General features: G+C 69.7%; 22 protein-coding genes. 7 read left to right on the top strand and 15 right to left on the bottom strand.

Going from position 1 to position 25,170, the window contains the following annotated elements; all coding sequences use genetic code 11:
* Window positions 1-456: 456 nt before the first annotated feature.
* On the bottom strand, window positions 457-600 hold the full coding sequence (locus CLV71_RS47550; protein ID WP_166664010.1) for a hypothetical protein: 144 nt from the start codon (window positions 598-600) through the stop codon (window positions 457-459).
* Window positions 601-667: 67 nt separating this feature from the next.
* Between CLV71_RS47550 and CLV71_RS08990 the strand changes: the two genes are divergently transcribed.
* On the top strand, window positions 668-2,203 hold the full coding sequence (locus tag CLV71_RS08990) for an alkaline phosphatase D family protein (RefSeq protein ID WP_133902171.1): 1,536 nt from the start codon (window positions 668-670) through the stop codon (window positions 2,201-2,203).
* A 13-nt stretch (window positions 2,204-2,216) separates the two neighbouring features.
* Complete coding sequence (locus CLV71_RS08985; protein WP_133902170.1) at window positions 2,217-2,804, top strand: hypothetical protein; 588 nt, start codon at window positions 2,217-2,219, stop codon at window positions 2,802-2,804.
* Between the two features lie 10 nt (window positions 2,805-2,814).
* Here the strand turns inward: CLV71_RS08985 and CLV71_RS08980 are convergent, their stop codons facing one another.
* From CLV71_RS08980 to CLV71_RS08965, 4 genes are read right to left on the bottom strand one after another with little or no spacing between them, the layout of a single operon-like run.
* Complete coding sequence (locus CLV71_RS08980; RefSeq protein WP_133902169.1) at window positions 2,815-3,846, bottom strand: alpha/beta hydrolase; 1,032 nt, start codon at window positions 3,844-3,846, stop codon at window positions 2,815-2,817.
* A gap of 59 nt (window positions 3,847-3,905) precedes the next feature.
* Window positions 3,906-4,352 carry an SRPBCC family protein gene (locus CLV71_RS08975; protein ID WP_133902168.1) on the bottom strand — a complete coding sequence of 149 codons (447 nt, stop codon included), beginning with the start codon at window positions 4,350-4,352 and terminating at the stop codon, window positions 3,906-3,908.
* A gap of 53 nt (window positions 4,353-4,405) precedes the next feature.
* Window positions 4,406-5,371 (bottom strand): magnesium transporter CorA family protein, encoded by a 966-nt coding sequence (locus tag CLV71_RS08970; RefSeq protein ID WP_133902167.1) that lies wholly within the window; start codon window positions 5,369-5,371, stop codon window positions 4,406-4,408.
* A gap of 13 nt (window positions 5,372-5,384) precedes the next feature.
* Window positions 5,385-5,939 carry a hypothetical protein gene (locus tag CLV71_RS08965; RefSeq protein WP_133902166.1) on the bottom strand — a complete coding sequence of 185 codons (555 nt, stop codon included), beginning with the start codon at window positions 5,937-5,939 and terminating at the stop codon, window positions 5,385-5,387.
* Between the two features lie 150 nt (window positions 5,940-6,089).
* On the opposite strand from CLV71_RS08965, the gene CLV71_RS08960 reads away from it, so the two are divergent.
* Entirely contained in the window at window positions 6,090-8,189 is a 2,100-nt protein-coding gene (locus CLV71_RS08960) for a hypothetical protein (protein ID WP_133902165.1), read from the top strand.
* 33 nt (window positions 8,190-8,222) lie between these two features.
* Here the strand turns inward: CLV71_RS08960 and CLV71_RS08955 are convergent, their stop codons facing one another.
* From CLV71_RS08955 to CLV71_RS08930, 6 genes are all read right to left on the bottom strand, one after another.
* On the bottom strand, window positions 8,223-9,830 hold the full coding sequence (locus tag CLV71_RS08955) for a thiamine pyrophosphate-binding protein (protein ID WP_133902164.1): 1,608 nt from the start codon (window positions 9,828-9,830) through the stop codon (window positions 8,223-8,225).
* On the bottom strand, window positions 9,827-10,597 hold the full coding sequence (locus CLV71_RS08950; protein ID WP_133902163.1) for a cyclase family protein: 771 nt from the start codon (window positions 10,595-10,597) through the stop codon (window positions 9,827-9,829). Before CLV71_RS08950 ends, CLV71_RS08955 begins: the two co-directional genes overlap by 4 nt.
* A 25-nt stretch (window positions 10,598-10,622) precedes the next feature.
* Window positions 10,623-11,738, bottom strand: a complete 1,116-nt coding sequence (locus tag CLV71_RS08945) for an alkaline phosphatase family protein (protein WP_133902162.1) — start codon at window positions 11,736-11,738, stop codon at window positions 10,623-10,625.
* The gene (locus CLV71_RS08940) at window positions 11,735-13,834 is read right to left on the bottom strand and encodes a phage holin family protein (protein WP_133902161.1); all 2,100 of its coding nucleotides are present in this window, start codon (window positions 13,832-13,834) and stop codon (window positions 11,735-11,737) included. The genes CLV71_RS08945 and CLV71_RS08940 overlap by 4 nt, the downstream gene beginning before the upstream one ends.
* Window positions 13,818-14,441, bottom strand: coding sequence for a DedA family protein (locus tag CLV71_RS08935; protein ID WP_133902160.1), 624 nt, complete (start codon window positions 14,439-14,441; stop codon window positions 13,818-13,820). Before CLV71_RS08935 ends, CLV71_RS08940 begins: the two co-directional genes overlap by 17 nt.
* A gap of 291 nt (window positions 14,442-14,732) precedes the next feature.
* On the bottom strand, window positions 14,733-15,536 hold the full coding sequence (locus CLV71_RS08930; protein ID WP_133902159.1) for an MBL fold metallo-hydrolase: 804 nt from the start codon (window positions 15,534-15,536) through the stop codon (window positions 14,733-14,735).
* 168 nt (window positions 15,537-15,704) lie between these two features.
* Here CLV71_RS08930 and asnB point away from each other — a divergent pair, with 168 nt between their 5' ends.
* Complete coding sequence (gene asnB, locus CLV71_RS08925) at window positions 15,705-17,630, top strand: asparagine synthase (glutamine-hydrolyzing) (protein WP_133902549.1); 1,926 nt, start codon at window positions 15,705-15,707, stop codon at window positions 17,628-17,630.
* A gap of 2 nt (window positions 17,631-17,632) precedes the next feature.
* On the opposite strand, the gene CLV71_RS08920 is transcribed toward asnB, so the two are convergent.
* Complete coding sequence (locus CLV71_RS08920; RefSeq protein WP_208297480.1) at window positions 17,633-19,597, bottom strand: hypothetical protein; 1,965 nt, start codon at window positions 19,595-19,597, stop codon at window positions 17,633-17,635.
* A gap of 113 nt (window positions 19,598-19,710) precedes the next feature.
* On the opposite strand from CLV71_RS08920, the gene CLV71_RS08915 reads away from it, so the two are divergent.
* Both CLV71_RS08915 and CLV71_RS08910 read left to right on the top strand, forming a co-directional pair.
* On the top strand, window positions 19,711-20,580 hold the full coding sequence (locus CLV71_RS08915; RefSeq protein ID WP_133902548.1) for an NAD(P)-dependent oxidoreductase: 870 nt from the start codon (window positions 19,711-19,713) through the stop codon (window positions 20,578-20,580).
* On the top strand, window positions 20,577-21,023 hold the full coding sequence (locus tag CLV71_RS08910) for a GNAT family N-acetyltransferase (RefSeq protein WP_133902157.1): 447 nt from the start codon (window positions 20,577-20,579) through the stop codon (window positions 21,021-21,023). Before CLV71_RS08915 ends, CLV71_RS08910 begins: the two co-directional genes overlap by 4 nt.
* Here CLV71_RS08910 and CLV71_RS08905 read toward each other — a convergent pair.
* Window positions 21,009-21,578: a TetR/AcrR family transcriptional regulator gene (locus CLV71_RS08905; protein WP_133902156.1), complete on the bottom strand. Its 570-nt coding sequence runs from the start codon at window positions 21,576-21,578 to the stop codon at window positions 21,009-21,011. The two genes, CLV71_RS08910 and CLV71_RS08905, sit on opposite strands and share 15 nt — an antisense overlap.
* A gap of 372 nt (window positions 21,579-21,950) precedes the next feature.
* On the opposite strand from CLV71_RS08905, the gene CLV71_RS08900 reads away from it, so the two are divergent.
* Window positions 21,951-23,192, top strand: coding sequence for a hypothetical protein (locus CLV71_RS08900; RefSeq protein WP_133902155.1), 1,242 nt, complete (start codon window positions 21,951-21,953; stop codon window positions 23,190-23,192).
* Between the two features lie 63 nt (window positions 23,193-23,255).
* Here CLV71_RS08900 and CLV71_RS08895 read toward each other — a convergent pair whose 3' ends face one another.
* A complete protein-coding gene (locus CLV71_RS08895; RefSeq protein WP_133902154.1) occupies window positions 23,256-24,524 on the bottom strand; it encodes a toxin glutamine deamidase domain-containing protein in 1,269 nt (422 codons plus the stop codon).
* Between the two features lie 221 nt (window positions 24,525-24,745).
* A complete protein-coding gene (locus CLV71_RS08890) occupies window positions 24,746-25,138 on the bottom strand; it encodes a cupin domain-containing protein (protein ID WP_133902153.1) in 393 nt (130 codons plus the stop codon).
* Window positions 25,139-25,170: the final 32 nt, after the last annotated feature.

Below are 25,170 nucleotides of genomic sequence, written 5' to 3'. Positions count from 1 at the left end.
CGTCCCTTGCCGTTACCGCAAGCTACGCCTTCTTTCGGCTGGGTTTGTCGGACTTGCGCCTGGTGATAGTAGTGATGTTGAAAAAGGGGTCTCTGGCACGTGACCGTATAATCGGAGCATGTGTTTGCGCAATTCACACGGAGCGTGTGTGCCTGTCACTCGAACGTGCGCCAGAAATTGCCCAATTGCCACTGGCGGAGCTGAGTAGAACGGAACGCGGACTACGTCATGTGGCAATTGACGAGGCCGTAGACCTATGGAGCAGCAGTGGGTGTCGAGCCGCCGAGCGGAAATCCCCGTCGGTGCGTTCTACTTCCACGGCGGAGAGGAGTGCGTCATCCAGCGACTCGATCGCACGGCCAATTCATCGGATGTGGACCTACGATTATCGCGAGATTGATGGAAGGCCTTTGGTTGTGTGGCGCGAGTCGTGTTGTTCGTGGACGAGACGACACCTCACCACGCCGACTGGGTGTGGCCCGCGAACCGCCGCCGCCCCGGCACCGCCCGGCGGCCGGTGCCGGTCGGCTGGATGCCGGTCGACGCGGTGGTCTGGGAGTTGACCGACGATGGCCGGGTGCACGTGCCCGCCCCACCCACTGGAACCCCGGCAGACGTTCACCTCCGGTTGACTCGCCGTTCTTCCTGGGCCGTTAGAAACCGCACCATGACGAACGAGCAGGTCAGCAGGCGGACGTTTCTGCGCGCGGGTGCGATCGGCGCGGGGGTGCTCGGCACCGGGCTCGTCGCGCCGGGCGTCGCGTTGGCGGCCAGGCAGCGGCCGGTCCTCACCCACGGCGTCCAGTCCGGCGACGTCACCACCGACGGCGCGATCGTGTGGACGCGGGCCGACCGCCCCTCCCGCATGCTCGTCGAGGTCGCCTACGACGATGACTTCCGCCACGCCCGCACCGTCCGCGGCCCCCTCCTCACCCCGGCCACCGGCGGCACCGGCAAGCTGCGCCTCGACCACCTCTCGTCGGGCCGCACCATCCACTACCGGGTCACCGCCGAGGACCTCGACGGCCGGGTCCGCAGCGCCCCGGTCACCGGATCGTTCCAGACCGCCCCCACCGGCCGGGAGAGCGTCCGGTTCACCTGGTCGGGCGACGTCGCGGGCCAGGGTTGGGGCATCAACCCGGACATCGGCGGTATGACCGCCTACCGCGCCATGCTCCGCCGCAACCCCGACTTCTTCCTCCACAGTGGCGACACCGTCTACTCCGACGGCCCCCTCACCGAGGCCGTCACCCTCCCGGACGGCCGGATCTGGCGCAACGTCGTCACCCCCGAGAAGTCGAAGGTCGCCGAGACGCTCGACGAGTACCGCGGCCAGTTCGCCTACAACATGCTCGACGACAACGTGCGGGCCTTCACCTCCCGCGTTCCCACCTACGTCCAGTGGGACGACCACGAGGTCCTCAACAACTGGTACCCCGGCGAGATCCTCGACCTCCCCCAGTACACCGAGAAGCGCGTCGACGTACTCGCCGGCCGTGCGTTCCAGGCCTTCCACGAGTGGCAGCCGATCGACCGCCGCCGCGCCGTCGACGGCCGGGTCTACCGCAGCTTCACCTACGGCCGCCACGTCGAGGTCTTCCTGCTCGACATGCGCACCTACAAGGACGCCAACACGGCACCGCAGGACGGCCAGGGCGTCATCCTCGGCTCACGGCAGGCACACTGGCTGGTCGACGGCCTGTCCCGGTCCACCGCCACCTGGAAGATCGTCGCCAACGACCTGCCCATCGGTCTGACCGTGCCGGACGGCACCGACCTCGAGGGTGTCGCCAACGGTCTGCCCGGTGCTCCCGGCGGGCGCGAGCACGAGCTGGCCGGGGTCCTGCGCTCACTGGCGCGCAAGCGGGTGCGCAACGTCGTGTGGCTGACCGCGGACGTGCACTACACCGCCGCACACCACTACTCGCCGGACCGCGCGGCCGTCGGGGACTTCGACCCGTTCTGGGAGTTCGTGTCCGGTCCGCTGCACGCCGGCGCCTTCGGCCCGAACGCGTTGGACCCCACGTTCGGGCCCCGGGCGGTGTTCACCCACACCCCGCCCGTCGCGAACGCGTCGCCGCTCGAAGGGTTCCAGCACTTCGGCGAGGTGCACGTCGACGGCGGGAGCGGTGCGCTGACCGTCGACCTCCGCAACGGGCAGGGCGCCAGTCTGTGGTCCAAAACCCTTGCGCCGCAGCGGTAGTACGCTGCAACGCGTGTCAATGAAGAAGCTGCCGGTGAGCCCGGCGGAAATCAGGGTCCTCCTCTCGCTGACCAGCGACTGGACCCGAGAGGGCGTCGAGAAGGCGCTGGTGGAGGCCGGTTGGGCACCCGACGGCAAACCGTTGGAGTGGTCGGCCGGCGCCAGCGCCCCGCATTTCTTCGGTGACGAGGACAACGGCTGGCGCCTTGAGCTCGGCGACGAGCCGGGTGTCGCTGGTGCGTTCGTCCGGTTACCGTGCGCGCTGTTCTGGCCCGCGCTGGACCTCGACGAGGACACGGACGACTACGACGACGAGGACGCCTTTTCCGCGCAGGAGGAGGAAGTCGACGACCTCGACGACGAGTACGCGGACGTCTGGGAGCGGGACCCCGACGCAGAACGCGACGCCTTCGACGACGAGTTCGCCCGCCTGTCCAACCTGCTGCGCGCGGAGCTGGGCGACCCGGACAAACGCACCGAGGGCCTCGAACCGGAGGAGACCTGGCATCGCGACGGCCTGGAGATCCACCTGGAGATGACCGACGACATCAACTCGTACTCCCAGTACGACCTGATCGCGATCCAGCTCCGCGCGCCCTGACAGGCGGCGCTCAGCCGGCTATGCGTTCACACAGCCACGCCAGTGCGAGCGGGTAGCGGTACTCGATCCCGCCGTGGCGGCCGTCGAACAGTTCGAAGTGGACGTTGTCGTCGCTGACGCCCGCGGTCGTCAGCGCGCGGCGGAACGCCGTCGCACCGAAGTCGAGGTAGTACTCGTCTCCGCGGCCCGCGTCGATCCAGATCGCCTTCATGGCGCGGAGTGCCTCGGCGTGGTGGGGTTCCGCCGCCATGCGGACCGGGTCGTTCGCGAGCCAGCGTGCCCACACGTCAGGTACGAGCACGCCCAGCTCGTCGAACGGCAGCGAGACCGAACCGTCCTCGTTGCCCGAGTACGCGGCCGCGTAGCCGTAGACCTCGATCAGCTCCAGGTCGGTGTCCTTGGTGCCGTGCAGCCGCTGGGCGTGGTCGGCGAGGAAGTTCGCGTAGTCGCTCTCGTACCCGTCACGCAACATCCTTGCCGCGCGGGGGAAGTCCGGCAGGTAGCAGACCTCGAACAGGGCGTCGCCTGCGTGGGTGGCCAGGGCGCCGAACAGGTCGGGGCGCAGCATCGGGGTGATCATCGCGCCGTAGCCGCCGCTCGACTTGCCCGAGATCGCCCGGTGGGCGGGGTCGGCGAGCGTCCGGTACCTGCCGTCGACCCACGGGACCACCTCGTCGCACAGGTACGAGTGGTAGCGGCCCGTCGCGGGGGAGTCCAGGAACTGGCTGCCGCCGAACGCGGTCCACGCGTCGACGTAGACCAGGATCGCCGGCGGCGTGTCACCGGTGGCGAACACGTCGTCGGCCAGCTCGGGATACGGGCGGCGAAAAGGGGGGCGGTTGAACCACATTCCCACGTGACCGGTGTAGCCCTGGATCACGTACACGACCGGGTAGCGCCGGTCGGAGTCGTCGTAACCAGGGGGCAGGTACACGTACACGGGGCGCTCGTGCGGGTCGCCGAGAGGGTTGTCCCGCAGCAGTTCGCTGTGCAGGATGTCGTGCTCGATACGGCCGGCTAACGGACTTGACCAGGGCAGCATGCCGGGAGCGTAGGGGAACCGCGCTCCCGGTCGCCAGGCCATTGGCCCGCGGTGTCCACTCAGGACGCCTCGACGGCCGCCTTGATCCGTTGCGCGAACGCGGGTGCGTCCTTCTGCGCCGCCTTCAGCGCGAAACCCGCGACGAGCTTGCCGAAGCCGTGACCCGCCAGCACGTTGAACACCCGCAGGCGCGTCCTGCCGTCGCCGAGGTCGGTCAGGTCGTAGCCGCCCTCGACCGCCGTCACGAGGTTCTTCGACTGCTCGGCCCAGCGGATCTTCGTCGGCTCGTCCAGCTCGGTGATGCGGAACGCGCGCCTGGTCGTCATGCCCGCGTCCTTCACGGTGCTGGTGAACACCGTGCCGACGGCGACCGGGCCGTCGGTGCTCTTCTCGATCCGCTGCACGCGCGGGCTGAACTTCGGGTCGTTGACCCCGGCGGCCAGGAACGCGAACACCTCCGCGATGGGCCGGTCGATCTCCGAGTTGCCTTCGAACTGTCCGGCCATGGGCCGCCTCCTACGGGATGAATGCTGACGGAATCATGACAGCGTGGCGGCACTCACAGCCAGTCGCGGCGTTTGAACATCCGGTACAGGGCCACGCCGGTCACCACGATCACCGCGCTCGACACCCAGAAACCCCACGCGCGCCCGGCTCCGGGAACGGGCAGGTTCTGGCCGTAGAACCCGGTGATGGCCGTGGGCACGGCGATGATCGCGGCCCAGCTCGTCACCTTCTTCATGATCAGGTTGAGCCGGTTGCCCTGGACGTTGAGCTGCGTCTCGCGGATGGTGGCGACGAACTCGCGCAGGGACTCGGTCCACTCGATGGACTGCAGCACGTGGTCGTAGACGTCCTGGAAGTACGGCGTCATCTCGGGCCCGCCGAGCTGCGGTTCGCTGCGGACGAGCGAGTTGACGACCTCGCGCATGGGCAGCACCACCCGCCGCAGCGTGACGAGCGAGCGCCGCGTGGACACCACGCGGCGTTGCAGGTCGTGCCCCGGCCGCTCGGTGAACACCTTGTCCTCCAGCGACTCCACGAGGTCGTCGAGGTGCTGGGCCACCTCGTGGTGCGTGTCGACGACGTGGTCCACCAGGCCGTGCACGAGGAAGCCGGTGCCGTGCTTCGCGAGGTGGGCCATGCTGTCCCAGTGCCGCACGACCTCGTCCATGTCGAAGTCGTCGTCGTGCACGGTGACCACGGCGTGGTCGGTGACGAACGCGTCGACCTCGGCCTTGGTCAGCCGGTGGGCGTGCTTGTCGACGGCGACCGAGTACGCGGTGAGGAAGCAGTGCGTGTCGTACACGTCGATCTTGGGCCGCTGGTGTGGCTGCACGGCGTCCTCGACGGCCAGCTCATGCAGCCCGAGCTCGACCGCCACCCGCTCGAGGTCCTCCTCGCTCGGCGAGACGAGGTCGAGCCAGACCGTCGCCCCGTCCTCGTGCAGGTACTCGGTGATCTCCTCGGCCGGGAAGTCCTCGGCGGCGAGCTTGCCGTCCCGGTAGAGCCGCGTGCGTGCCACCGGTCCACCCTAGTCACGTCCCCGCTGGTCGGTGTTCCCACAGCGGGCCGGCGACGAACCAGATGCCCACGATCGTCCAGCAGCGGCCGATCCACCCGTACAGGGTCGGCGCCTGGGCATCGTCGGCGACCACCAGCGCGAGGCCGAGCAGCGTCACCGACGCGATGGCGGCCGCGTTGACGATCCGGAACCACTCGCGCCACAGGTGCCGGAGGCGTTCCGGGCCGCGCCGGGGCACCTTCACGGGCTTCGGCCCGCCGGCGAAGCGGTGTGCGAACCGCACGTCGGCCCACCGCACGAGCGCGGGTCCGAACGCGACACTCGTGCCGAGGTAGACCCCGCCGAGCCCGTGGATCGTGCTCACCGGCGTGCCGCGGTGCAGGTCGAGCGCCACCGCGACCACCAGCGCCACGTCGAGCAGGGGGATGCAGGCCAGCACGACCGTGCTCGCGCGCCGCAGTCCGGCCAGGTACCGCAGGCTCAGCCCAACGCCGACGAGGACCCACAGGCCCAGCTCGCACAGCGCGATCACGGCCGCGATCGGGTTGTCGCGCAACAACTCCATCATGGTGTCCAGGGTGGGGCCGACTCGGTGGGGCGTCGTCAGGAGGATGTCGACTCGGATGTCATCACTTCGGGGGATCCGACACCGGACCGGAGAAGGGTGCGGTCCCACAGGGCTGGGCGACGCCTGATCGTGTGATAGCGGTGAAAGGAGGTGCGTGCGAAAATCGGCATTCGGGCAGAATTATTGTGGGAGGGCGGGGCAGGGGCGATGGTGGCCGTGGAACCGGTTGTGCACAGATCCGACAGCGGAATCGTCTGGTCCGGAATGCGCGATCTCACGCTTCAACACTACGACGCACTGACCGAACATGCGCCGACCGTCATTCAGTTCAAGGGTCTGAGCTACATATTCTTCCTGATGAAGGGTCGTAACTCGCTCGCCTTCTGCGTGTCATCGAGCGGCGCGACCTGGTCGGCACCCCAAGAAGTGCGTGGGGCCAATTCCGCGGTCGCGGAGTCGATCTCGGCGCCCGAAGCGATCGTGTACCAGGGCAAGCTTCACCTGTTCTACTTCGACCCGTCGGTCAGTGCCATCATGACCTGTGTTCACGACGGCAGCACGTGGAGTGCTCCGAAGAACATCACCGAGCACGCCGGGGTCAGTCTTCGACACGCCCAGCCGGTGGTCGTTCAGCACTTCAAAGGTCTGTACGTGTTCTTCCTCGACGACGGGGAGGAGCTGGGGGCCCTGCAGTACCTCAGACTGCAGGCCAGGTTCACCAACTGGGACGACGCGGACGGTCTGGCCTATGTGCTCAACGTGAACGCATCCATGCGGCCGGCCATCTGTGTGGCCGAGGACGATGCCATCGTCGTGCTGTTCCGGCCCGCGGGTGAAGGCGTGGAAAAGAAGATCGACTTGACCATCGCCGAACGTGGCGAGACCTGGCTTCCCCAACAGCCGTTCGCCCAGAAGGCAGGCCCGCGCCCTTCACTTCTCTCGCACGCGAACAAGGTTTACGCGGTCTTCACCGCCGACGGGAAGGTAGCGGTCTCGAGTTCGGCCGACGGCAGAGCCTGGGGTACGCCCGCGATCAACAGCCAAGCCCGCACCGACCATTCGCCCGCCGTGGGGATCTTCGGTGACGAACTCGTCGTCCTGTTCCGCGACAAAGACCGTCCGGACAACATCCTCACGTACTCGGGCGCGGGAAACGATCCGCCGACGAGCATCTCGGACCGCAACCACACTCAGGCCGCTGGGGACCTCCGCGTGCACTACGGCGAGTTCGGCCTGATCGTCGCACTGCGGTCCACACGTTTCGAGGGCGGCGGGATCACCGCTTTCCAGGCCGCCACCGTGCGTCCCTGGGCCACCCGGATCAGAAGTATCGAGTGGTCCCTGAACGAAATTCCCAGATCGGGGGTGTACAGCAAGCTGCTGACCGCGCCCCTCAAGCAGACCAACAAGGTTGATCTGCATTTCCAGTCGGCCGCGATCTATCGAAATTGGCTGCTGCTGCCCAGGAACAACAGCAGGGGCTCCGGTGAGCTGTACATCATGAGCCGTTCCGGTCGTGCCTACCACGGGGGCAACCGAACGGTACCGATCCCAGCCTTCGGGCTGAGCCATCCCGGCGGCTGCCAGGTGATCGGTGACTTTCTCGCGGTAGCCGTCAACGGCAAGTCCAGTAGTGATGGTGCCGTCGTGTTCTTCGATCTGTCCAAGATGTCCCGAACTGTCAGTCCGAAGCTGGTCGAGACCAAACTGCACCTGTCCAACTTCGACGCCGGCTGCGTCGGCATCACCGACATCGGGGAAGGCGCTGACCGCAGGTACGTCCTGGCGGTGTACACGGACGGGAAGATACGTGTACTGGAGTCGGTTCCACTGCCGCTGTCCGATCCGAACTGTACTTTCAGTGAACGTTTCACCACCCGCATCAACTCGCCCGGCCCGGACAGCATGGCGCTCCTGACCGACATCGCCGGCAACGTCCACCTCGTCTCGCTCGCGGCGGCCGCGCCGGAAGACGACTCGAACCTGGCCTACGACAAGGGCAACAAGGTCATCCACTACGTGGTGAACCTGACCTGCAACAGCATCGAGAAGCAGAATTCGTTCCGGGTCTTCACGAAGATGGAGTCCATCAACGAACGCATCTACTTCAGGTTTGCCGCGGGTCTCGACGTGGTCGACGAGAACATGGTGCGTCTCGTCGTGGGAGATCGCAACTTCGGTCTACTCATCGGTTCCGAGTACGCGTACAACATGTTCGAACCCACCTCGAGGGGTCCGTACTGGCAGTGACCAGCACGCGTCTGCCCGTGGGGCGAGGTTGCGCTACCTGAACGCCTCGGCCAGCCACCACGAGCCGCCGTCGTTCGTGATCTTCGCGTCGATGACGAGTGGGCGGTCGCGGGGGCCGTCGCACCACGTGGTGACGGCGTCGAGGTCGGCGGTCGTGCGGACGGTCACCCCGGTGGCGCCGAAACCCCGCGCGATCGCGGCCAGGTCGGTGTCCGGGAACGTGACCGTCGTCAGGTCCGCGTCCGCGCCGAAGTGGTGGATCTCCGCCCCGTACGCCGCGTCGTCGTACACCACGACCACCATCGGGATCCCCAGCCGAGTCACCGTCTCCAGCTCCGCGATGCCCATGAGGAAGCCCCCGTCCCCCAGCGCCGCCACCGTCGTCCGGTCCGGCCGGGCCAGCGCCGCCCCGACCGCCGTCGCGAGACCGAGGCCGATCGACTGGAACGCCTGCGTGAAGCAGAAACCGTACTGGTCCGGCACCGAAAGGTACGCGCTCGGGTAACCCATGAAGTTCCCCGAGTCCACCGCCACCACCCGGTCGGCCGGCAGCAGGTCGTCGAGGCGGACGCTCAGCGTGCGCGGGTCGATCCGGTCCGACGTGGACCGGTCGTCGAACGGCTCGTCCCGCAGCCGGACCGCCCCGACCGGCGACGTGCGGTACCCGTCCTGTGCGGACCCACCGAGCACGCCGAGCACATCGCGCGCCGTCTGCGCCACGTCACCGACCACGCCCAGGTCCACCCGGTTGTGCGCACCGAACGCCGCCGGGTCCAGGTCCACCTGCGCGACCGTCCCACCCAGCAGCTCACCCCGCCTGGTCGTCCACCTGTTCAGCGCACAGCCCCAGCCGACGACCAGGTCCGCCCCGGCGACCAGCGACGCCGTGCGTGGCGACGCGAAGCCACCCGAGATGCCCACCGACCACGGGGAGTCCGCGAACAACCCGTGCGCCACCGCGGAGGTGGCCAGCAACGCCCCGGCCGCGTCGGCCAGCGCACGCAGCTCCGCCCCCGCGTGCCGGGCACCGCGTCCCGCCACGAACACCGGTCGCCTCGCCTGCCGCAGCGCCTCCGCCAGCGCGGCGACCCCGTCGGCGTGTGGACGGACCGGTCGGGGTGCGTCCGGCAGCCGTACCGGCGCGGGCACGGCCGGGGCCGCCTGCACGTCCAGCGGCAGGCTCAGCACCACGGTCCGCCGCTCGTGCACGGCCGTCCGGTACGCACGGACGGTGTCCGCGACCGCCGACTCCGGCGCGTGCACCCGCTCCGCCACCGCACCGACGGCACGGACCGCCGCGTCCTGGTCGATGCGGAAGTTCGCGGTCACCGCCGCGCCCGCGGTGTCGGCGGTGACCACCAGCAGCGGCGTGCGGCTCTTCGCCGCCTCCGTGATGCCGGTCATCGCGTTGGTCAGCCCGCAGCCCTGGTGCAGCGTCGCCGCGGCGAGGCGGTCACTCATGCGGGCGTACGCGTCGGCCATGACCGTGGCACCGCATTCGTGGCGGGCGGCGACGTACGGCACACCGCCTGCCCGCAACGCGTTCGTCACCACGAAGTTGCCACTGCCGACCACGCCGAACGCCTGCGCCACACCGAGGTCCGCGAGCGTCGCGCCGACCAGCTCGGCGGTGGTTCTCACCGCTCGACCAGCGCGTACACGCGGGCCGGGCTGCCGGAGCCGCCGACGATCGGCAGCGGCGACACCACCAGCACCGCACCCGTCGGCGGCAGTGTCGCGAGGTTCTGCAGCTGGGTCAGGCCCATTTTGCCCGCGCCCAGAAAGTAGCTGTGGCACGGGAACGCGGGCTCGAAGCCGTGCGCGGCACCCGCGTCCGTGCCCACCGTCTCCACGCCGAGGCCGAGCACGGGCGTGTCCTCGGCGAGCCACCGCGCGCACTCCGCCGACACACCTGGCGTGTGCGGGCCGGTCTCGTCGGTGTTGAGGAACCGCGTCGCGTCGGCGGACCGCTCGTCCCAGCCGGTGCGCAGCAGGAACCACGCGGCGGGCAGCGCGCCGTTGGCCGACTCCCACGCCCGCACGTCGTCGATCTCCAGCAGGAAGTCCGGGTTCTCCGCGACCCGGTCGGACACGTCGACCACGACCGCGGGCGCGACGAGCTTGCCGAGCGGCAGTTGGGAGACGTCGGCACCGTCCTTGCCGGACACCCAGTGCACCGGCGCGTCCACATGGGTGCCCGTGTGCTCGCCGGTGTGGATGTTGTTCCAGTACCAGGCGGGCCCTGCCTCGTCGTAGCGGCTGATCTGCTCCAGCGAGAACGGGATGGTGTTCGAGAACGGCGGCGGCAGCTGGAGGATCGGGGTGTCCGGGGAGAGCGGGGCGGTGAGGTCGACGATCTCGACCTGACCACCGGAGATGGCGTCGAGCAGGTCCGTGAGCAGCGGCATGCAGCAGGTCTACCGCACGCCGTCGTCACACGGAAGTCGACCGCGCCACGAGCAGCGGCACCAGCTGTTCGGCCGACGTGAGCGAGCCGTGCTGGCCGACCAGGCTCGACAGGAACGCCTCGCCCTTGGTCCTGGTCACCCCGAAGCCGCCTCGCGCGGCGGCCACGACGTCGCCGATCCGGTCGGTGTAGCGGGAGGACACGGGCCCGAACCAGCCCTCCTGGACGGCCTGCTCACGCGACACCGTCCACGCCGCGTCGCCGAGCACCTCCTGCCAGGCCGAGAGCACGTCCGCCGCCGCGCCCGGCTCCGCGTGCACGTGCCTCGCCCTCGGCTCCCCGCTCAGCGCCGCGACACCGGTCCGCAGGTCGGGGTGGGTGTCCGCGTCGACCGTGTCGGTCATGGTCACCATGCCGTGGTCGCCGGTCACCGCGAGCAGGGTGTCCTCCGGCAGGAGGGCCGCGAGGGACTCCACCAGCCGGTCGACCTGCGCGAGCTGCAGCTGCCACGGCACCGAGCCGGGCCCGTACACGTGGCCCATCGCGTCGAGGTCGGCGTGGTAGCCGTACACCAGCTGCCTGCCGGGCTCCGACAGCGCGGCCAGCATCCCGCCCGCCAGGTCACCCAGCGCGTGCGTGCCGACGAAGGCGCCGCCACGCAGCACCGCCCGCGTCAGGCCGGAGTGTTCGAACGCCGGCTGTGACACCACGTGCACGGCGATCCCCGCCGCCTCGGCCCGCTCGAACACCGTGCCCGCCGGCTGCACGGTCTCGGGCACCCACGACTCCCGCAGGTCGACCTTGCCCTGCGTGCCGTGCTCGGTCCACCGCAGCGTGTCCATGACGACCTCGTCCGACAGCCGCAGGGACGTGCCGAGCAGCCCGTGCCCGCCGGGCGGCAGACCGGTGCCGATCGACGCCAGGCTGATGGCCGTGCTGGACGGGAAGCCGACGGTGAGCGGGCCCGCGTCCGACAGCGACGACAGGAACGGCGCGAACTCGGCGTGCGCGGCGAGCAGTTCCGCGCCGAGCCCGTCGACGAGCAGCAGCGCCACGGCCCGCGCGGGCTCGAGGCCGAACGCGCCGTCGAGCAGCCCGGGCAGTACCTCCGCGAGCGACCGGACACCGTAGTCGGGGATCACGCCTCGCCCACCTTCACACGTTCCGGCTCGGGCGCGGGATGCCCGAGGTGGGTCAGCCAGTCCCGTACGACCTCGTGCAGCCGCTCGGCGCCGACGATCTCGCCGGGGGCGGGCAGCCCGGCCGGGTACACCAGGAACCCGCGCGACTGGCCGCCGCCGAGGCCGCCGTGCGAGCCGACGTGTGTCTCGAACGGTGACGCCTCGTCGGTGATCTCGTTGTACCGGCTGTTGATGACGATGTCGGGGCAGTGCGCGAAACCGTCCGTGCGGCGGATCAGGTCGGCGGCGTGCGGGCCGTAGCGGGCCAGCGGGTCCTCGCCGGTGACGGCGTCGGCACCGTCGACCGCGAGGCGCCGCACGCCGTCGCGGCCGAGCACGACCGGGCCCGACCGGGCGCTGCGGACCAGCATGAAACCCACGCCCGCGTGGTCGACGAGCGTGGGCAGCAGGTCGGGGTACTCGCTCTCGATGGTCTCCAGGTCGACGCGGCCGGGGTGCTCGGTGAACGACACCATCGCGACGTGCCCGGACACCACCACGACCACCCCGGGCGCCGCACGGGCCACGGCCGCCGGGCGCCCCTCGTCGGTGCGGTGCCGGTCGGGAGGGTGCGACCGGCGGTTCGACCTGGCACGCAACGCCATCGCGATCGGACCGGCGCCGGTGGACGCCTCGGCCATCGCGGCGCCGAGCTGCCACGCCGAGCGCTGCGGCTCACGCTTGCCGTTGGCTTCGGGGTGCCCGCCGCACAGCCTGCCGACGAGCTGCTCGATCGACTCGCCGAAGCGCTGGCTGAACGCCCAGCCCTGCGTCACGCCGTGGTCGGAGAGCACGACCAGCTGGTAGCGGCGCGGCGCGAGCCGTTCGGCCCGGTAGAGCCGCCCGATCTGCTGGTCGATGGACCGGACCACGGCCAGCGCGTCGAACCGCTCGATGCCGGTGTGGTGGGCGACCTCGTCGTAGCCGAGGAAGTCCGCGTAGACGACCGGGCGGCCGGCCAGCATGTCGCCGATGATCGCCGACACGACGAGGTCGCGGGCGATCACCGTGGTGCCCGCGCGGGCGAACGGGAAGAACGGGCCGCGCTTGACCCTCGGCCGCACCCCGGCGCGTTTCTGCCGCAGTGACGCCGAGATCTCTCGCAGCACGTCGACGAGCGCGGCCCCGAAGGTACGCAGCACGTTGACGGGGTTGGCGAAGTAGGCGTAGTAGCCGGACCCCATGGAGTCCTTGTTCTTCGCCTTGGTGAGGAACGGGATCGCGCTCATCGTGAAGCTGACGTGGTCGGCCTCGCCGGTGAACAGGCCGCCGCGGGCCGCGCCGCCGTTCGCGAGCAGGCCGATGCCGCTCGTGTGCCTGCGTTCGATCTCGGCCGCGTCGACCGGGTGCGCGCACGCCATCACGTGGTCGCTGTCCTTCTCGTACCAGCGGAAACCGAGGATGTCGTCGTTGGAGCCGTGCAGCAGCGCGCAGACGCTCGCGCCGGTCTGGGAGCTCCAGTCGCAGTGCCACGGGACGAGCGCGTGGCTGCCGTTCTCGATCCAGTGCGACAGCGTCGGCAGGTCGCCGTCGCGGACGGCGCGGCGCGCGGTGTCGTAGCCGAGGCCGTCGATCTGCAGCAGCAGCACGCCCGGCGGCTCCTCGCCCTTGTCGGCGCCGTCGCGGCGGAACCGGCGGGCGGCGCGGCGGAAGAAGACCTCGTCCTCGTCGATCGCGAGGACGCTGGACACGACCCCCGCCACGGCGGCGATGACCACCACGACCTTCACGGCGGTCTCGAGGTTGGCCACCATGACGTCCGGCACGGCGAACGAGATGGCCAGGACCCCGGCGCCGAGCAGCAGGAACGAGCCGAGCCCGAGTACGAGCACCGCACCCGGGGGTGCGAACCGCATGATCAGCGGCCACACGACGGCACTGAGCACGCCGAGGATGGCCGCGAAGGCGGTGGGCTGCCACCAGTAGGGCAGGGCGAAGTCCTCGAGCCAGAGGTCGAGCAGGTGCAGCGCGACGGCGACGAGGGCCCAGACCAGCAGGAGCCGGGCCAGCTCGCGGCCGCCGCGCAGGAGCCTGCCGCGGTCAGGTACTGCCGGCACGGTCGTGCTCCTTGCTCGCCCGCCTGCGTTCTCTGCGGCGGGCCAGCAGTCCCACCACAACGGTGACGAGGAGGATGAGGGTGGTCGCGATGAGGGTGGCGACGAGCGGGTTGTCGAACAGGCCGCCGCTCACCACGCCGAGCAGCGCGTAGGCCACCGCCCAGAGCAGGCACGCGCCTGCCGCGGCGGGGACGAGTCGTCGCCAGGGGTAGCTGAGCGCACCCGCCGCGAGCAGCACGGGAATGCGCCCGGCAGGCACCATGCGGCCCACGACGACCAGCAGCCAACCCTTCTGGGTGAACTTCTCGCGCGCGGAGGCGAGTTTTTCGGCCGACTGCCGTTTCTCGAAGAACCGGGTGAGCGCGCCACGCCCACCCTGGCCTGCCGCGAACGTGACGAGGTCGCCGACCAGTGCGCCGAGCATGGCGACCAGGATGACCAGGACGAGGTTGAGATCCCCGCCACTCACGGCGAGCGCCGCCCCCGCGCCGACGACCGCCCCGGTGGGGATGATCGGCACGATCGACCCGATCAGCACCCCACCGAAGATCACGGGGTAGCCAATGGAGGAGGGATGACTCCAGTCGACCCCGAAGAGCCCGCTCATGCCGGCACCCCGCACGCTCCGTGAGCTGTGCTCGTGCGGTTCTTGTACTGGTTCTTTCTCGGGAACGCTCGGCAATCTGCCTGCTCCTCGCCCGCCCCGGGCGTCGCGGGGCGCGGTGGTTCGCTCGGCAGGCTCGGCTCACGGCTCGGTGGGTTGGACCGCACCGGCGTCCAGTGGCCAGGTGGTCGCGGAGTCGCTCGGTGGGTTCCACTCACGCTGGTCGCTGTGCGTGATGACCCGTTCCGCATTGCCGCGCTCATGCCGAGACCCCGGCCGAAACACAGGCTCTGCTCATTCAGGCACCGCGCCCGGCAGGCGGACGGTCTCCCCGGGGGCCGTGACCAGGATCTTCGTCGACAGGCCGAGTTCCTCGACGGCCTCGGCGAAGGCCCTCGGCGGCCGCTCGAGCAGGTGGCGCATGCGCCTGCCGTGCTTGCCGGGTGCCTGGGGCAGGCCGGTCAGGGCGAGCGTGCCCCAGTGGACCGGGACGGCGACGCGTGGTTTGAGCAGGTCGACGGCCGCGGCGGCGCGTTCCGGGTTCAGGTGCCCCGGGCCGAGCGTCGGCCCCCAGCCCCACACCGGCAGCAACGCCACGTCGAGGTCGGTGAACGACGCCATATCGGGGAACAGGTCCGTGTCGCCCGCCGCGTAGACCCTGCGGCCCGCGCCCTCGATGATGTGCCCCATGGCCTGGGCCTGCGGCCCGTGCGTGAGGCGCGGTCCCCAGCGGTGCCCGGAGTGGTCCGCACGCACACCGCGGATGAGCAGGTCACCGTGTTCCAGCACCTCACCGGGTGCCAGCTCGTCGACCCGGCGGATGCCCTTCGATCGCAGCCAGTCACCCGCGCCGCGTGGTACGACCACCCGGACGTGTGGTGACAGCAGCCGGAGCGACGGCAGGTGGATGTGGTCGCCGTGCAGGTGGGACAGCAGGACGAGGTCGACATCGGCCCGGTCGGCCATCGTGCTCGGCGGTGTGACCCTGGAGAGCACCGACACCCGGTTGGTCAGTACGGGGTCGGTGAGCACCGCATGACCGGCCAGCTCCACCCGGACGGTGGAGTGCCCGACGAACCGCAAACCGAGAGGACTCACGCCCCGAGTATTCCAAGCCGGACCGCTCCTGGCACGGTCGGTGCGCTCGTGGACACCATCGTTACAGATAGTAGTCAAATGTAACAGTAGCGCCACGGCGAAGCCACGCAGGGTGAATGCGGCATAGTGGAGCCCATTCCCCAATGACGTAACGAGGTGAGATCACGCGTGTGCGGCCTCCTTGGACTGATATGTGCCACTGAGAACCACGCGGTCGCCAGGCGGGACGCCGTCCGCTCGGCCATGCGGTGCCAGCGCCACCGCGGCCCGGACGAGACGGACACGTGGGCGCAGGGCGAGGTCGTCTACGGCTTCAACCGGCTCGCGTTCATCGACCTTGAGCACTCCCACCAGCCGCTGGTCTGGGGTCCGCCGGAGAACCCGACGCGCTACACGCTGAACTTCAACGGGGAGATCTACAACTACCGGGACGTGCGGCGCGAGCTGTCCGACCGGTTCGGCGCGCGGTTCCGCACCAACGGTGACGGCGAGGCCATCGTCGCCGCCTACCACCACCTCGGGCCCAACTCGGTCAACAAGCTGCGCGGCATGTTCGCGTTCCTGATCTGGGACGCGCAGGAGAAGGTCATCTTCGGCGCGCGTGACCCGTTCGGCATCAAGCCCCTGTACTGGTCCGGCGGCCCCGGCGGCGTCGCGTTCTCCAGCGAGAAGAAGAGCCTGCTGGAGCTGTCCGGCCCCCTCGGCGTGCGCGAGGAGGTCGACCGGCGGGCACTGCAGCACTACCTCGTGCTCCAGTACGTGCCGGAGCCCGAGTCGATGCACGTCGGCATCCGCCGCGTCGAGTCCGGCACGTTCTTCCACGTGCGGCCGGGGCAGCGGATCCAGTTCCAGCGCTACTTCTTCCCCCGCTTCGACGCGCGGCCGGTGCCCGACTCGGAGCGCCTGTACGACGAGATCGCCGCGGTCATGCGTGACTCGGTCGGCAAGCACATGATCTCCGACCCCGACGTGACCGTCGGCGCGTTCCTGTCCGGCGGCATCGACTCGACCGCCACCGCGACGCTCGCGAAGGAGCACAACCCCAACCTGATCGCGTTCACGACCGGCTTCGAGCGCGAGGGCTACTCCGAGATCGACGTCGCCGCCGAGACCGCGCAGGCCATCGGCGTGCGGCACGTGGTGAAGACCGTGTCGGCGCAGGAGATGATGTCCGCGCTGCCGCTGATCGTGTGGTACCTGGACGACCCCGTCGCGGACCCGGCGCTGGTGCCGCTCTGGTTCATCGCGCGGGAGGCCCGCCGGTACGTCAAGGCCGTGCTGTCCGGCGAGGGCGCCGACGAGCTGTTCGGCGGCTACACCATCTACAACGAGCCGGTGTCGCTCGCGCCGTTCGAGAAGATGCCCGACGGCATGCGAAAGATGCTGGGCAACATCTCCACGAAGATCCCGGAAGGCGTGCGGGGCAAGGACCTGCTGCGCCGGGGTGCGCTGTCGCTGGAGGACCGCTACTACGGCAACGCCCGCAACTTCCGCGACGCGCAGCTGCGTGCGGTGCTGCGGCGCTACGACGAGCGCATCGGCTTCAAGGACGTGACCGCCCCCTGGTACGCGGCGTCGCAGGACTGGGACCCGGTGGCACGCATGCAGCACGTGGACCTGTTCACGTGGCTGCGCGGCGACATCCTGGTGAAGGCCGACAAGGTCACGATGGCCAACTCGCTGGAGCTTCGGGTGCCGTTCCTGGACACCGAGGTCTTCGAGATCGCGTCGCGCCTGCCCAGGTACATGAAGCTGGCGGGCGGCACGACGAAGTTCGCCCTGCGTCAGGCACTGAAACGGATTATTCCCCCGCACGTGCTGAACCGCCGCAAACTGGGCTTTCCGGTCCCGATCCGCCTGTGGCTGCGTGACGAGATGTACGACTGGGCCAGGGCCATCATCACCGAGTCGCAGACCGACGAGCACCTGGACCGCCGCTCGGTGCTCGACCTGCTCGACGAGCACCGGACGGGGGAGCGCGACCGGAGCCGACAGCTGTGGGCGCTGCTGGTGTTCATGCTGTGGCACGGCATCTTCATCGAGAACCGGATCAAGGTACAGGTGCCGGAGCCCGCGTACCCCGTCAAGCTCTGAACCTAGCCCTCTGTCTTGGCCATGTAGTCGGGTATGTGGATCAACCCCGATCCCGGGGCGGGAGACCATGCGAGGTAGACGATCCGCACGCCGTTGACGACGACCGCGTGCTTCGACTCCGAGATCGAGCCGACCAGTCCGGGACGGGGCAGGGCGTCGGCGCGGTAGCGCTCGAGCGCCTGCCGCATGATGGCGAGCTCGACCTCCTGCTGGGTGCCGCCGAGCCCGGGATGGCTGTCCATCGAGTGCTCGTGGAACTTGTAGGAATGGGCGCTGTTGATGACGAACTCGACCTCGGCGATGCGGAGCCTGCTGACCGGTTCGGCCTTGCCGGGCTGCTGGGCGCGGAGGTAGGCCAGGCCCTCGGCGATCTCGAGATCGGACTTCTCGCGTCCGGCACGGTCGATCGAGCCCTCGATCACCGCGATCTGCCGGGTGGCGTCCATTGCCCTGAACCGATCCCAGAACAGTCGCCCGACACTGGCGACCGGAACGGGTTCCCCGCCCATCCGAGCAGGCGGTACGTCCCTGTGCGCCCGCGCCGGCTCCTGCTGCGACGGGGACTTCTTCTGGTAGGCGAGCACGTTGTCGATGCGGGCCAGTCCGTCCGCGAGGTCGTGGTCCTTCCTGGACGTGATCAACGAGTCTCCCTGCCGCCGTTCCATGTCCACGCGTGAACCGGTGAAGTTGCGGTTGAGGAACAGGAGCCGTTGTCGCACCGGGTACGTGCCGAACTTCTGCCACGCCTCCGGCTTGAAGTACGTGTCGACCTTCCTGCTCACAACCTCGTCCATCGAGGCGAAGTAGGCTCGTCTCACCCGGCCGTAGCTGCCGCCGACCAGGTCCGCGGTGACGTCGGTGTCCCGAGGGTCCTGTCCGACCTCGAACCGGCGGCGAATGGTCCGCGCCTTTTCCGGATCGGCCTGCCACCCCTCGATCCTGGCCAGCGCGGCGCTGGTCTCCTCCCTCGACCGCACGAACTTGTACTCGCAACTGTGCTTACCGGCACTCCCGCTCAACTGGAGTTCGATCGTCGCGGCGATCTCGTGCATGTTCTTGCTCTCTTCGCGCAGGTACCAGGTCGAGTCGCCCGCGCTCGCGCCCCCACCTATCTGCTTCATCGCGGTGCGGTTGGCGGTGGCGGCGGTGCCCGTCACCGTGACCGGACCCGTCAGCTTTCGGAACAGTCGCTCGGCATCCGCGAAGGTGCCGTCCTTGAGGTAGACGGTCCGGTCCTCTGTCCTCGGCGGACGGCTGAACTCGTCGGCGGCCTCTTTCGCCATCCGGAGGGTCTCGGCGGACGGCGTGCCCATCCTGTCGCCTATGCCCTTGGTCTTCCACAGTTCCAGCAGAGCCCTGACCTCGGCGGAGTAGCTCACCTCCGCCTCGATCTCCTGCTTGCTCTCGGGGTCGGAGTCGGAGCTCCCGGGCAGGCGAAGCCGCACGAGCGGGTACTGTTGCCCTTTCCTCCGCTTTCTTGTCTCCGTCTCCTTTGTGTCCGCTTCTTGGCCCGTGGTCACGAACACGGCGTCGTATTCGACCTTCTTGTCGACTCCCCCTGGCAACCTTTCGGTTCTGGTCAGTTTTCTCACCTCGCCGCCAGAAATGGTTCCGCGCTTGCCGCTGGAGGTTCCGTCCGTGTTCAGGATGAGAACCGGGACACCGTCGGCGACATCCTTCCTGGTGAGGTGCTCCCATGGGGTCCCATCGTCGGCCTGGTTCTCCTCCTTGCTCTCCTCCTTCGACTCCCTCGAGTCCCGACTCTCGACAGGAATCCGACTGAAGGCGAAGTCGACCGAAGGTGCGAGCGACGCGTTCGTGTCGAGCGGGCGCCTCGGCTGCGCTGAGTTCTGCTCGTACTCGTTCTTGGCCAGGTAGTAGTCGACCAGATTGGCGATCTCCGGCACGGTCGTGTTCTCCGTTCCTGCTGCGGGTTCGGCGTGACGGTCCGCGTCGGCCGGTGTCACGTGACGATAGGTCGGTCCAGTCACCGTCACGTCACACTCCAGTCGGCCAGATCACTATGACAACTGTCATGACCCGGCTATCATGACGGTTGTCATAGTGGTCGGAGGTGGCCGTGCGAGTGGGATTTCTCGGGCTCGGCGTGATGGGACTGCCCATGGCGCGGAACCTCGCCGAGGCGGGCACGCCCTTGGTGGTGTGGAGTCGCACCCCGTCGCGGTGCGAGCCGTTGCGGGACGCGGGGGCGGAGGTGGCGGCCCGGCCGGCTGACGTCTTCGCGGCGGCCAGCACGGTGCTGATGATGCTCGCCGACGACGCGGCGATCGACTCGGTGCTGGCTCGTGGCACGCCGGAGTTCGCGATGGTGACCGACCGCACGGTGGTCCACATGGGAACGACCTCGCCGGAGTACTCGCGCCGGCTCGAAGCCGACATCCAGGCGGCGGGCGGGCGCTACGTCGAGGCCCCGGTGTCCGGATCGCGGGTGCCCGCCGCCAAGGGCGAGCTGGTCGGGCTGCTCGCGGGTGACGCGGTCGACGAGGTCCGGCCGCTGCTCGCGCCGATGTGCCACGAGACATTCGACTGCGGGGCAGTGCCGAACGCGCTCCTGATGAAGCTCGCCGTGAACCTGTACCTCATCACCATGGTGACCGGGCTCGCGGAGGCCGTGCACTTCGCCGCACGCAACGGGTTGGCCGCCCGGCTGTTCGAGGCCGTGCTCGCCGCGGGCCCCATGGCCAGCAGCGTGTCGCGCGGCAAGGCGGCCAAGCTCGTCGCCGGGGACTTCGACGTGCAGGCGTCGATCGCCAACGTGCTGGAGAACAACCGACTCGTCGCCGAGGCCGCGCGGCGGAACGGCACCGCGTCGCCGCTCCTGGACGTGTGCCACGCCCTGTTCGGCGAGGCGGTCGCGCTCGGGCACGGTGCGTCGGACATGGTCGCCGTGCTGCGCGCCATCGAGGCCCGTACGGAGGTGACCGCGTGATCAGGGTCGTGCAGGCCGACGACGCGGAGGAACTGTCCCGCATGATGGCCCGCTGCTCGCCGATGACCCGGTACGACCGGTTCCACGGCGTGGTCACCGAGATCCCACCCGCCTACCTCCGGTGCTGCCTGTCCGGCGAGCACACCGCGCTGGTGGCGGAGGCGGACGGGGAGATCGTGGGGCTGGCCAGCGTGGGACCCGTGTTCGAGGAGCCGGACATGCCCGAGGTCGCCGTGATCGTCGAGGACGCCTGGCAGGGCCGGGGAGTCGGCCGCGAGCTGGTCGCGGCGGTGCTGGCCAAGGCGGGGGTCGCCACCGTGCGGATGGAGGTGTGCCGGACCTCGCTGCTCACCTACCTGACCGGCACGCTGCCGGTGGTGGCCAGGAGGCGGTACGGCCGCGACGTGACCATCGACGTCGACGTGCGGTCAGTTGTCCAGTAGCGGCGCCAGCTCCGCGGCCACCGTCGTGAGCGGGCCCGCGTCGCCACGCAGCCGGGACGCCATGATCGCGCCCTCCAGCGTGCTGACCATCAGCGTCGCGAGCCGGCGAGCGCGCCGGGCGGGCACGTCCATCGCCGTCAGCTCCTCGGTCACCGCGACCTCCCAGCGCTCGACGCCCTCCCGCAGCTTCGTGGTCACCGCGGACCCGGTACCGACCAGGTCCGCGGCGGCGGCCATCAGCGGGCAGCCCCGCTCGTAGCCACGCTCGGTGAAGTCCTGCTTCCACAGCTTCGCCATGTGGGTGAACAGCCCCGACGGGGTGGGGTTACGGGCGCCGCGCCGGTAGTCACGCACCCGTTCGGCCGCGTAGTCCGCGGCCCACAGCACCGCCTCGCCGACCAGCTGGTCCTTGCCGCCGGGGAAGTAGTGCTGGAACGACCCCCTCGGCGCGCCTGCCGCCTCGATCACGTCACGCACCCCGGTACCGGTGGCGCCGCGCGCACGCACGAGCTGCACGGCGCTGTAGACCATGCGCTCCCTCGGGGTGTACGTCATGACAGGACTCCCTATGACGGCTGTCATACCAGGCTAGCAGCCGAACCCCGCGGCGCCGACTCCACGACCAGGGCCGACGCCCCGCCGCGCCGAACGACGCCCTCATGGCGCGGGCTGGGGCGGTGGCCAAGATCCGAGGCCACGCAACTTTCTGGCACTTCTTGACAAAAACGTTCCCATCGGGCAACCGGCTCGGCTAGGTTCGCGTCACCTACGGGTCGGGGCTTCTGTTGGGGGGAACTGTGCGAGTGCGCGCTTTCGTGGCGTTCCGCACGGCGGTGACCACCCGCCCGGTCGTCCGGCTTGGACGGTCGTGCGGGCGCCGGCTCGCCCCGGGGATATTCCAGGTGAATCAACGATGAAGGTGGTTTGATGGGCAGTCGAAGAATTGTGGTCGTGGGGGCTGTCGCGGCCGCGACGGTGTTGGCCGGCGTGGCCAACGCCAGTGCCGCACCGTCTTCGGACTCGGGGGACCGGCACGCCGTCGAGGTGCAGGCGCACCGCGCGGCGAAGCGGATGGCCGTCGACCCGATCCCGTCCGAGTACACCGCGATCGCCCCGGTGCGCGTGCTCGACACGCGCAACACCGGCGGTCCGGTCGGCCAGGGCGGCAGCGTGTCGGTGGACCTCTCGGGGCTGACGCCGGCCAACGCGACCTCGGTAGTGCTGAACGTGACCGGAACGGCGCCGACGGCCAGCACGTTCGTGACGGTGTATCCCTCTGACGAGGGTCGTCCGGACGCGTCCAACCTGAACCTGTCCCCGGGCCAGACCCGGGCGAACCAGGTGACGGTGGCGCTGAGTGCCGACCGCCGGGTCACGCTGTTCAACAACGCGGGCAACACGCACCTGATCGCCGACCTCTCCGGGTACTACCAGGACGGCCTCGCCGCCCTGTACAACCCGGTGACGCCGGGCCGGGTGCTCGACACCCGCAACAGCGGTGGTCCGGTCGGCGCGGGGGGCACGGTCGACGTCGCCTTCCCGTGGCTGCCGGGATCGGCGACCGCGGTGACGTTCAACCTCACGGGCGTCAACGCCACGACGAACACGTTCGTCACCGCGTACCCGGCCGGCTCGGGCGTGCCGCTCGCGTCGAACGTGAACGTGGGTCCCGGCGAGGCGGTGCCGAACCAGGTCACCGTCCCGCTCGGCGTGAACAAGACCGTGCGGTTGCTCAACGGCAACGGCACCGTGCACCTGATCGCCGACATGGTGGGCTACTACGACTCCAGCGCGGGCTTCCCGTTCGTGCCGGTGTCGCCGGAGCGCGCCATGGACACGCGGCCGGGTGCCGGCCTCACGCCGGACTTCTTCATCGCGCTGACCGGGTGGGGCGAGGAGTCCGACCCGGTGGCGCTCATGGGGATGGTCGGCAACGTCACCGCCACGAACCCGAGCAACCCGCAGTTCGTGGTCGTCTACCCGGGCGGCGCCCAGATGCCGAACACGTCGAACCTCAACCTGGTCACCGGCCAGACGGCGGCCAACGCCGTCTCCGTCGGCATCGGGTTCGAGAACGCGGTCGGCGACCGCTCGGTGAACTTCGCCAACAACGCGGGATACGTCGATGTGATCTTCGACATCGCCGGGTTCTTCGTGCAGTTCAACTAACTGAACAGGTTCGTCGCCCGGGTGGAGCTTTCGCACCCGGGCGACGAACCTTTTCCACTCCGGTCAGTGGTAGCGGATAACGTGCAGGGCGAGCAGTCCCGGCTGGTCGAGCACCGCGGTGCGGCCGGTCGAGCTCTCGACCAGGATCGGGCCTGCCGCGCCGATCAACGCGTTGAACAGCGCACCGACCGACTCACGCCCCCGCCGGTCACGGCGGCGCAGCCACACCAGCGCCCGCGCGTCCCTGGGAAACCTCGACAGCTCGGCCAGCACGGACTCGCCGTTCGGGTGGACCGACGTCGACAGCACCGGACCCAGCCGGGGCATCGTCTCCGCGTACCACGAGGGCGGCCCGCCGGCAGCGGGCTCCGGCACCGCCTCGACCGCGCCGAGATCCCAGTCCCGCAACCAGTTCCACGGCTCGGCGTTCGGCAGCCCGAACGGCGCGGCCTCGTCCTTCGGGACCACCAGCGCACCGTCGAGGGTCTGCGCACGCCAGTCGTGGTAGGTGACGTACCGCGCGCTCGAGCACGCGAACAGCCAGCCACGCCGCATCTCGTCGTACGGGCTCGGTGCGATGAGCACCAGCTGGCCCGCGTGCCGCAGGGCGAGCCAGGCACGTGCCTTCGCGACCGCGGCGGGGAACGTCGGCGCGGACCTGCGCCACGGCTCCACGCCCACCCCGGGGCGCTGCCGGTGGAAGCGCGCGAGCCGCAGCCCGCGCACGCCGCCGGTGTCCAGCCTGGCCAACCCGCCGGTCTGCCCGTCGAGCAGGACCACCTGGCCGTCGTTGTTGTGCGCGTACACCAGGTGCCCGGTGAACTCCAGACCGGCCACCTCGCGCCGGATCCACACCACACCACGGGTGTCCGGGCCGGTGGCGGCCACCGCGCGGACCACCTCGTCCCAGGTCGCGCACTCGCCGACCCGTGCGCCGGGGAAGTGCCCGACGAGCCGGTCCCACCAGCCTGCCGTCTCGTCGTCCGGGCGCCACGGCACGGCAGAGGCGGGGTACCCGTCCACCGCCGCGTCGACGGCGAGCACGCGGCCGCGTGCGTTGGTGCGGGCGGCCTGCCTGCGCAGCGGCCGTGGCGTCGGCTCGGCCGCGTGCCCGGCAAGGTCGCCAAGCGGGTCGTCGGTGGCCAGGTGGAACGGCATGGAACCGTTGCGGGGCACGGCGACCGCACTCGTCAGCATGGGGTCCGGCCTGCCTGCCAGGCGGCACGCGAACACGGTCGCCGTCGCCGTCTCGATGACCGGCGCCGTGTCGGCCAGCTCGGCTCGTCCACTGTGGACACGAACGAGCCAGTCGCGGGCCAGTGACGCGGTCATCGGCAGCCGTGGTGGGGGCCCGAGGTCCTCCGTCGCCGCGAGGTGTCCCGCCGGGCCGCCGCGTCCAGATCCATGCCCGGCCTCCTCGTGACGTGACCGACCGCTCACCAGGAGTATTCATTCGAAGGTGTGGAAGTCGTAACCATCTCGCTGAAATGGGACCTAACGGTCGCGTCCCGTTCCGCCGGGTGGTGCAGGCGCGGCCTGCTTTCGAGTGAAGGTCAGATAACGGGGTGTCCGGTGGTGGCGTCGACGTGGTCGGGCACCTCGTCGTGCTCGTCGCCGACCGAGAGGGTGCCCGTCGGTTCCACGAGCAGCACGACGGCGCCGTCGGGTGACGACGGCCTGTGGAACATCCCCCTGGGCACCACGAAGGCCGAGCCCTTCGGCAGGGTGACGGTCCGCTCGCCGCCGACGTCACGGAGTCCTATGTGGATGGTGCCGTCGAGCACGAGGAAGAACTCGTCGGTCTCGTTGTGCGCGTGCCAGACGTGCTCGCCCGCGAACCGGGCCAGTCGGATGTCGTAGTCGTTGACGTAGGCCACGATGCGCGGGCTCCACGCCTGCGTGAAGCCGTCGAGGACGGCCCGCAGGTCGACAGGTGCGGTTGTCATGCGCCAATCCTGCGGCTGGCGCGCACCGCGGG

This window comes from Actinophytocola oryzae (genome assembly GCF_004364325.1).
GTDB lineage: Bacteria > Actinomycetota > Actinomycetes > Mycobacteriales > Pseudonocardiaceae > Actinophytocola > Actinophytocola oryzae.
Note: the sequence above shows the minus strand (reverse complement) of the source record. Positions and strands in the feature narration are given on the sequence as shown.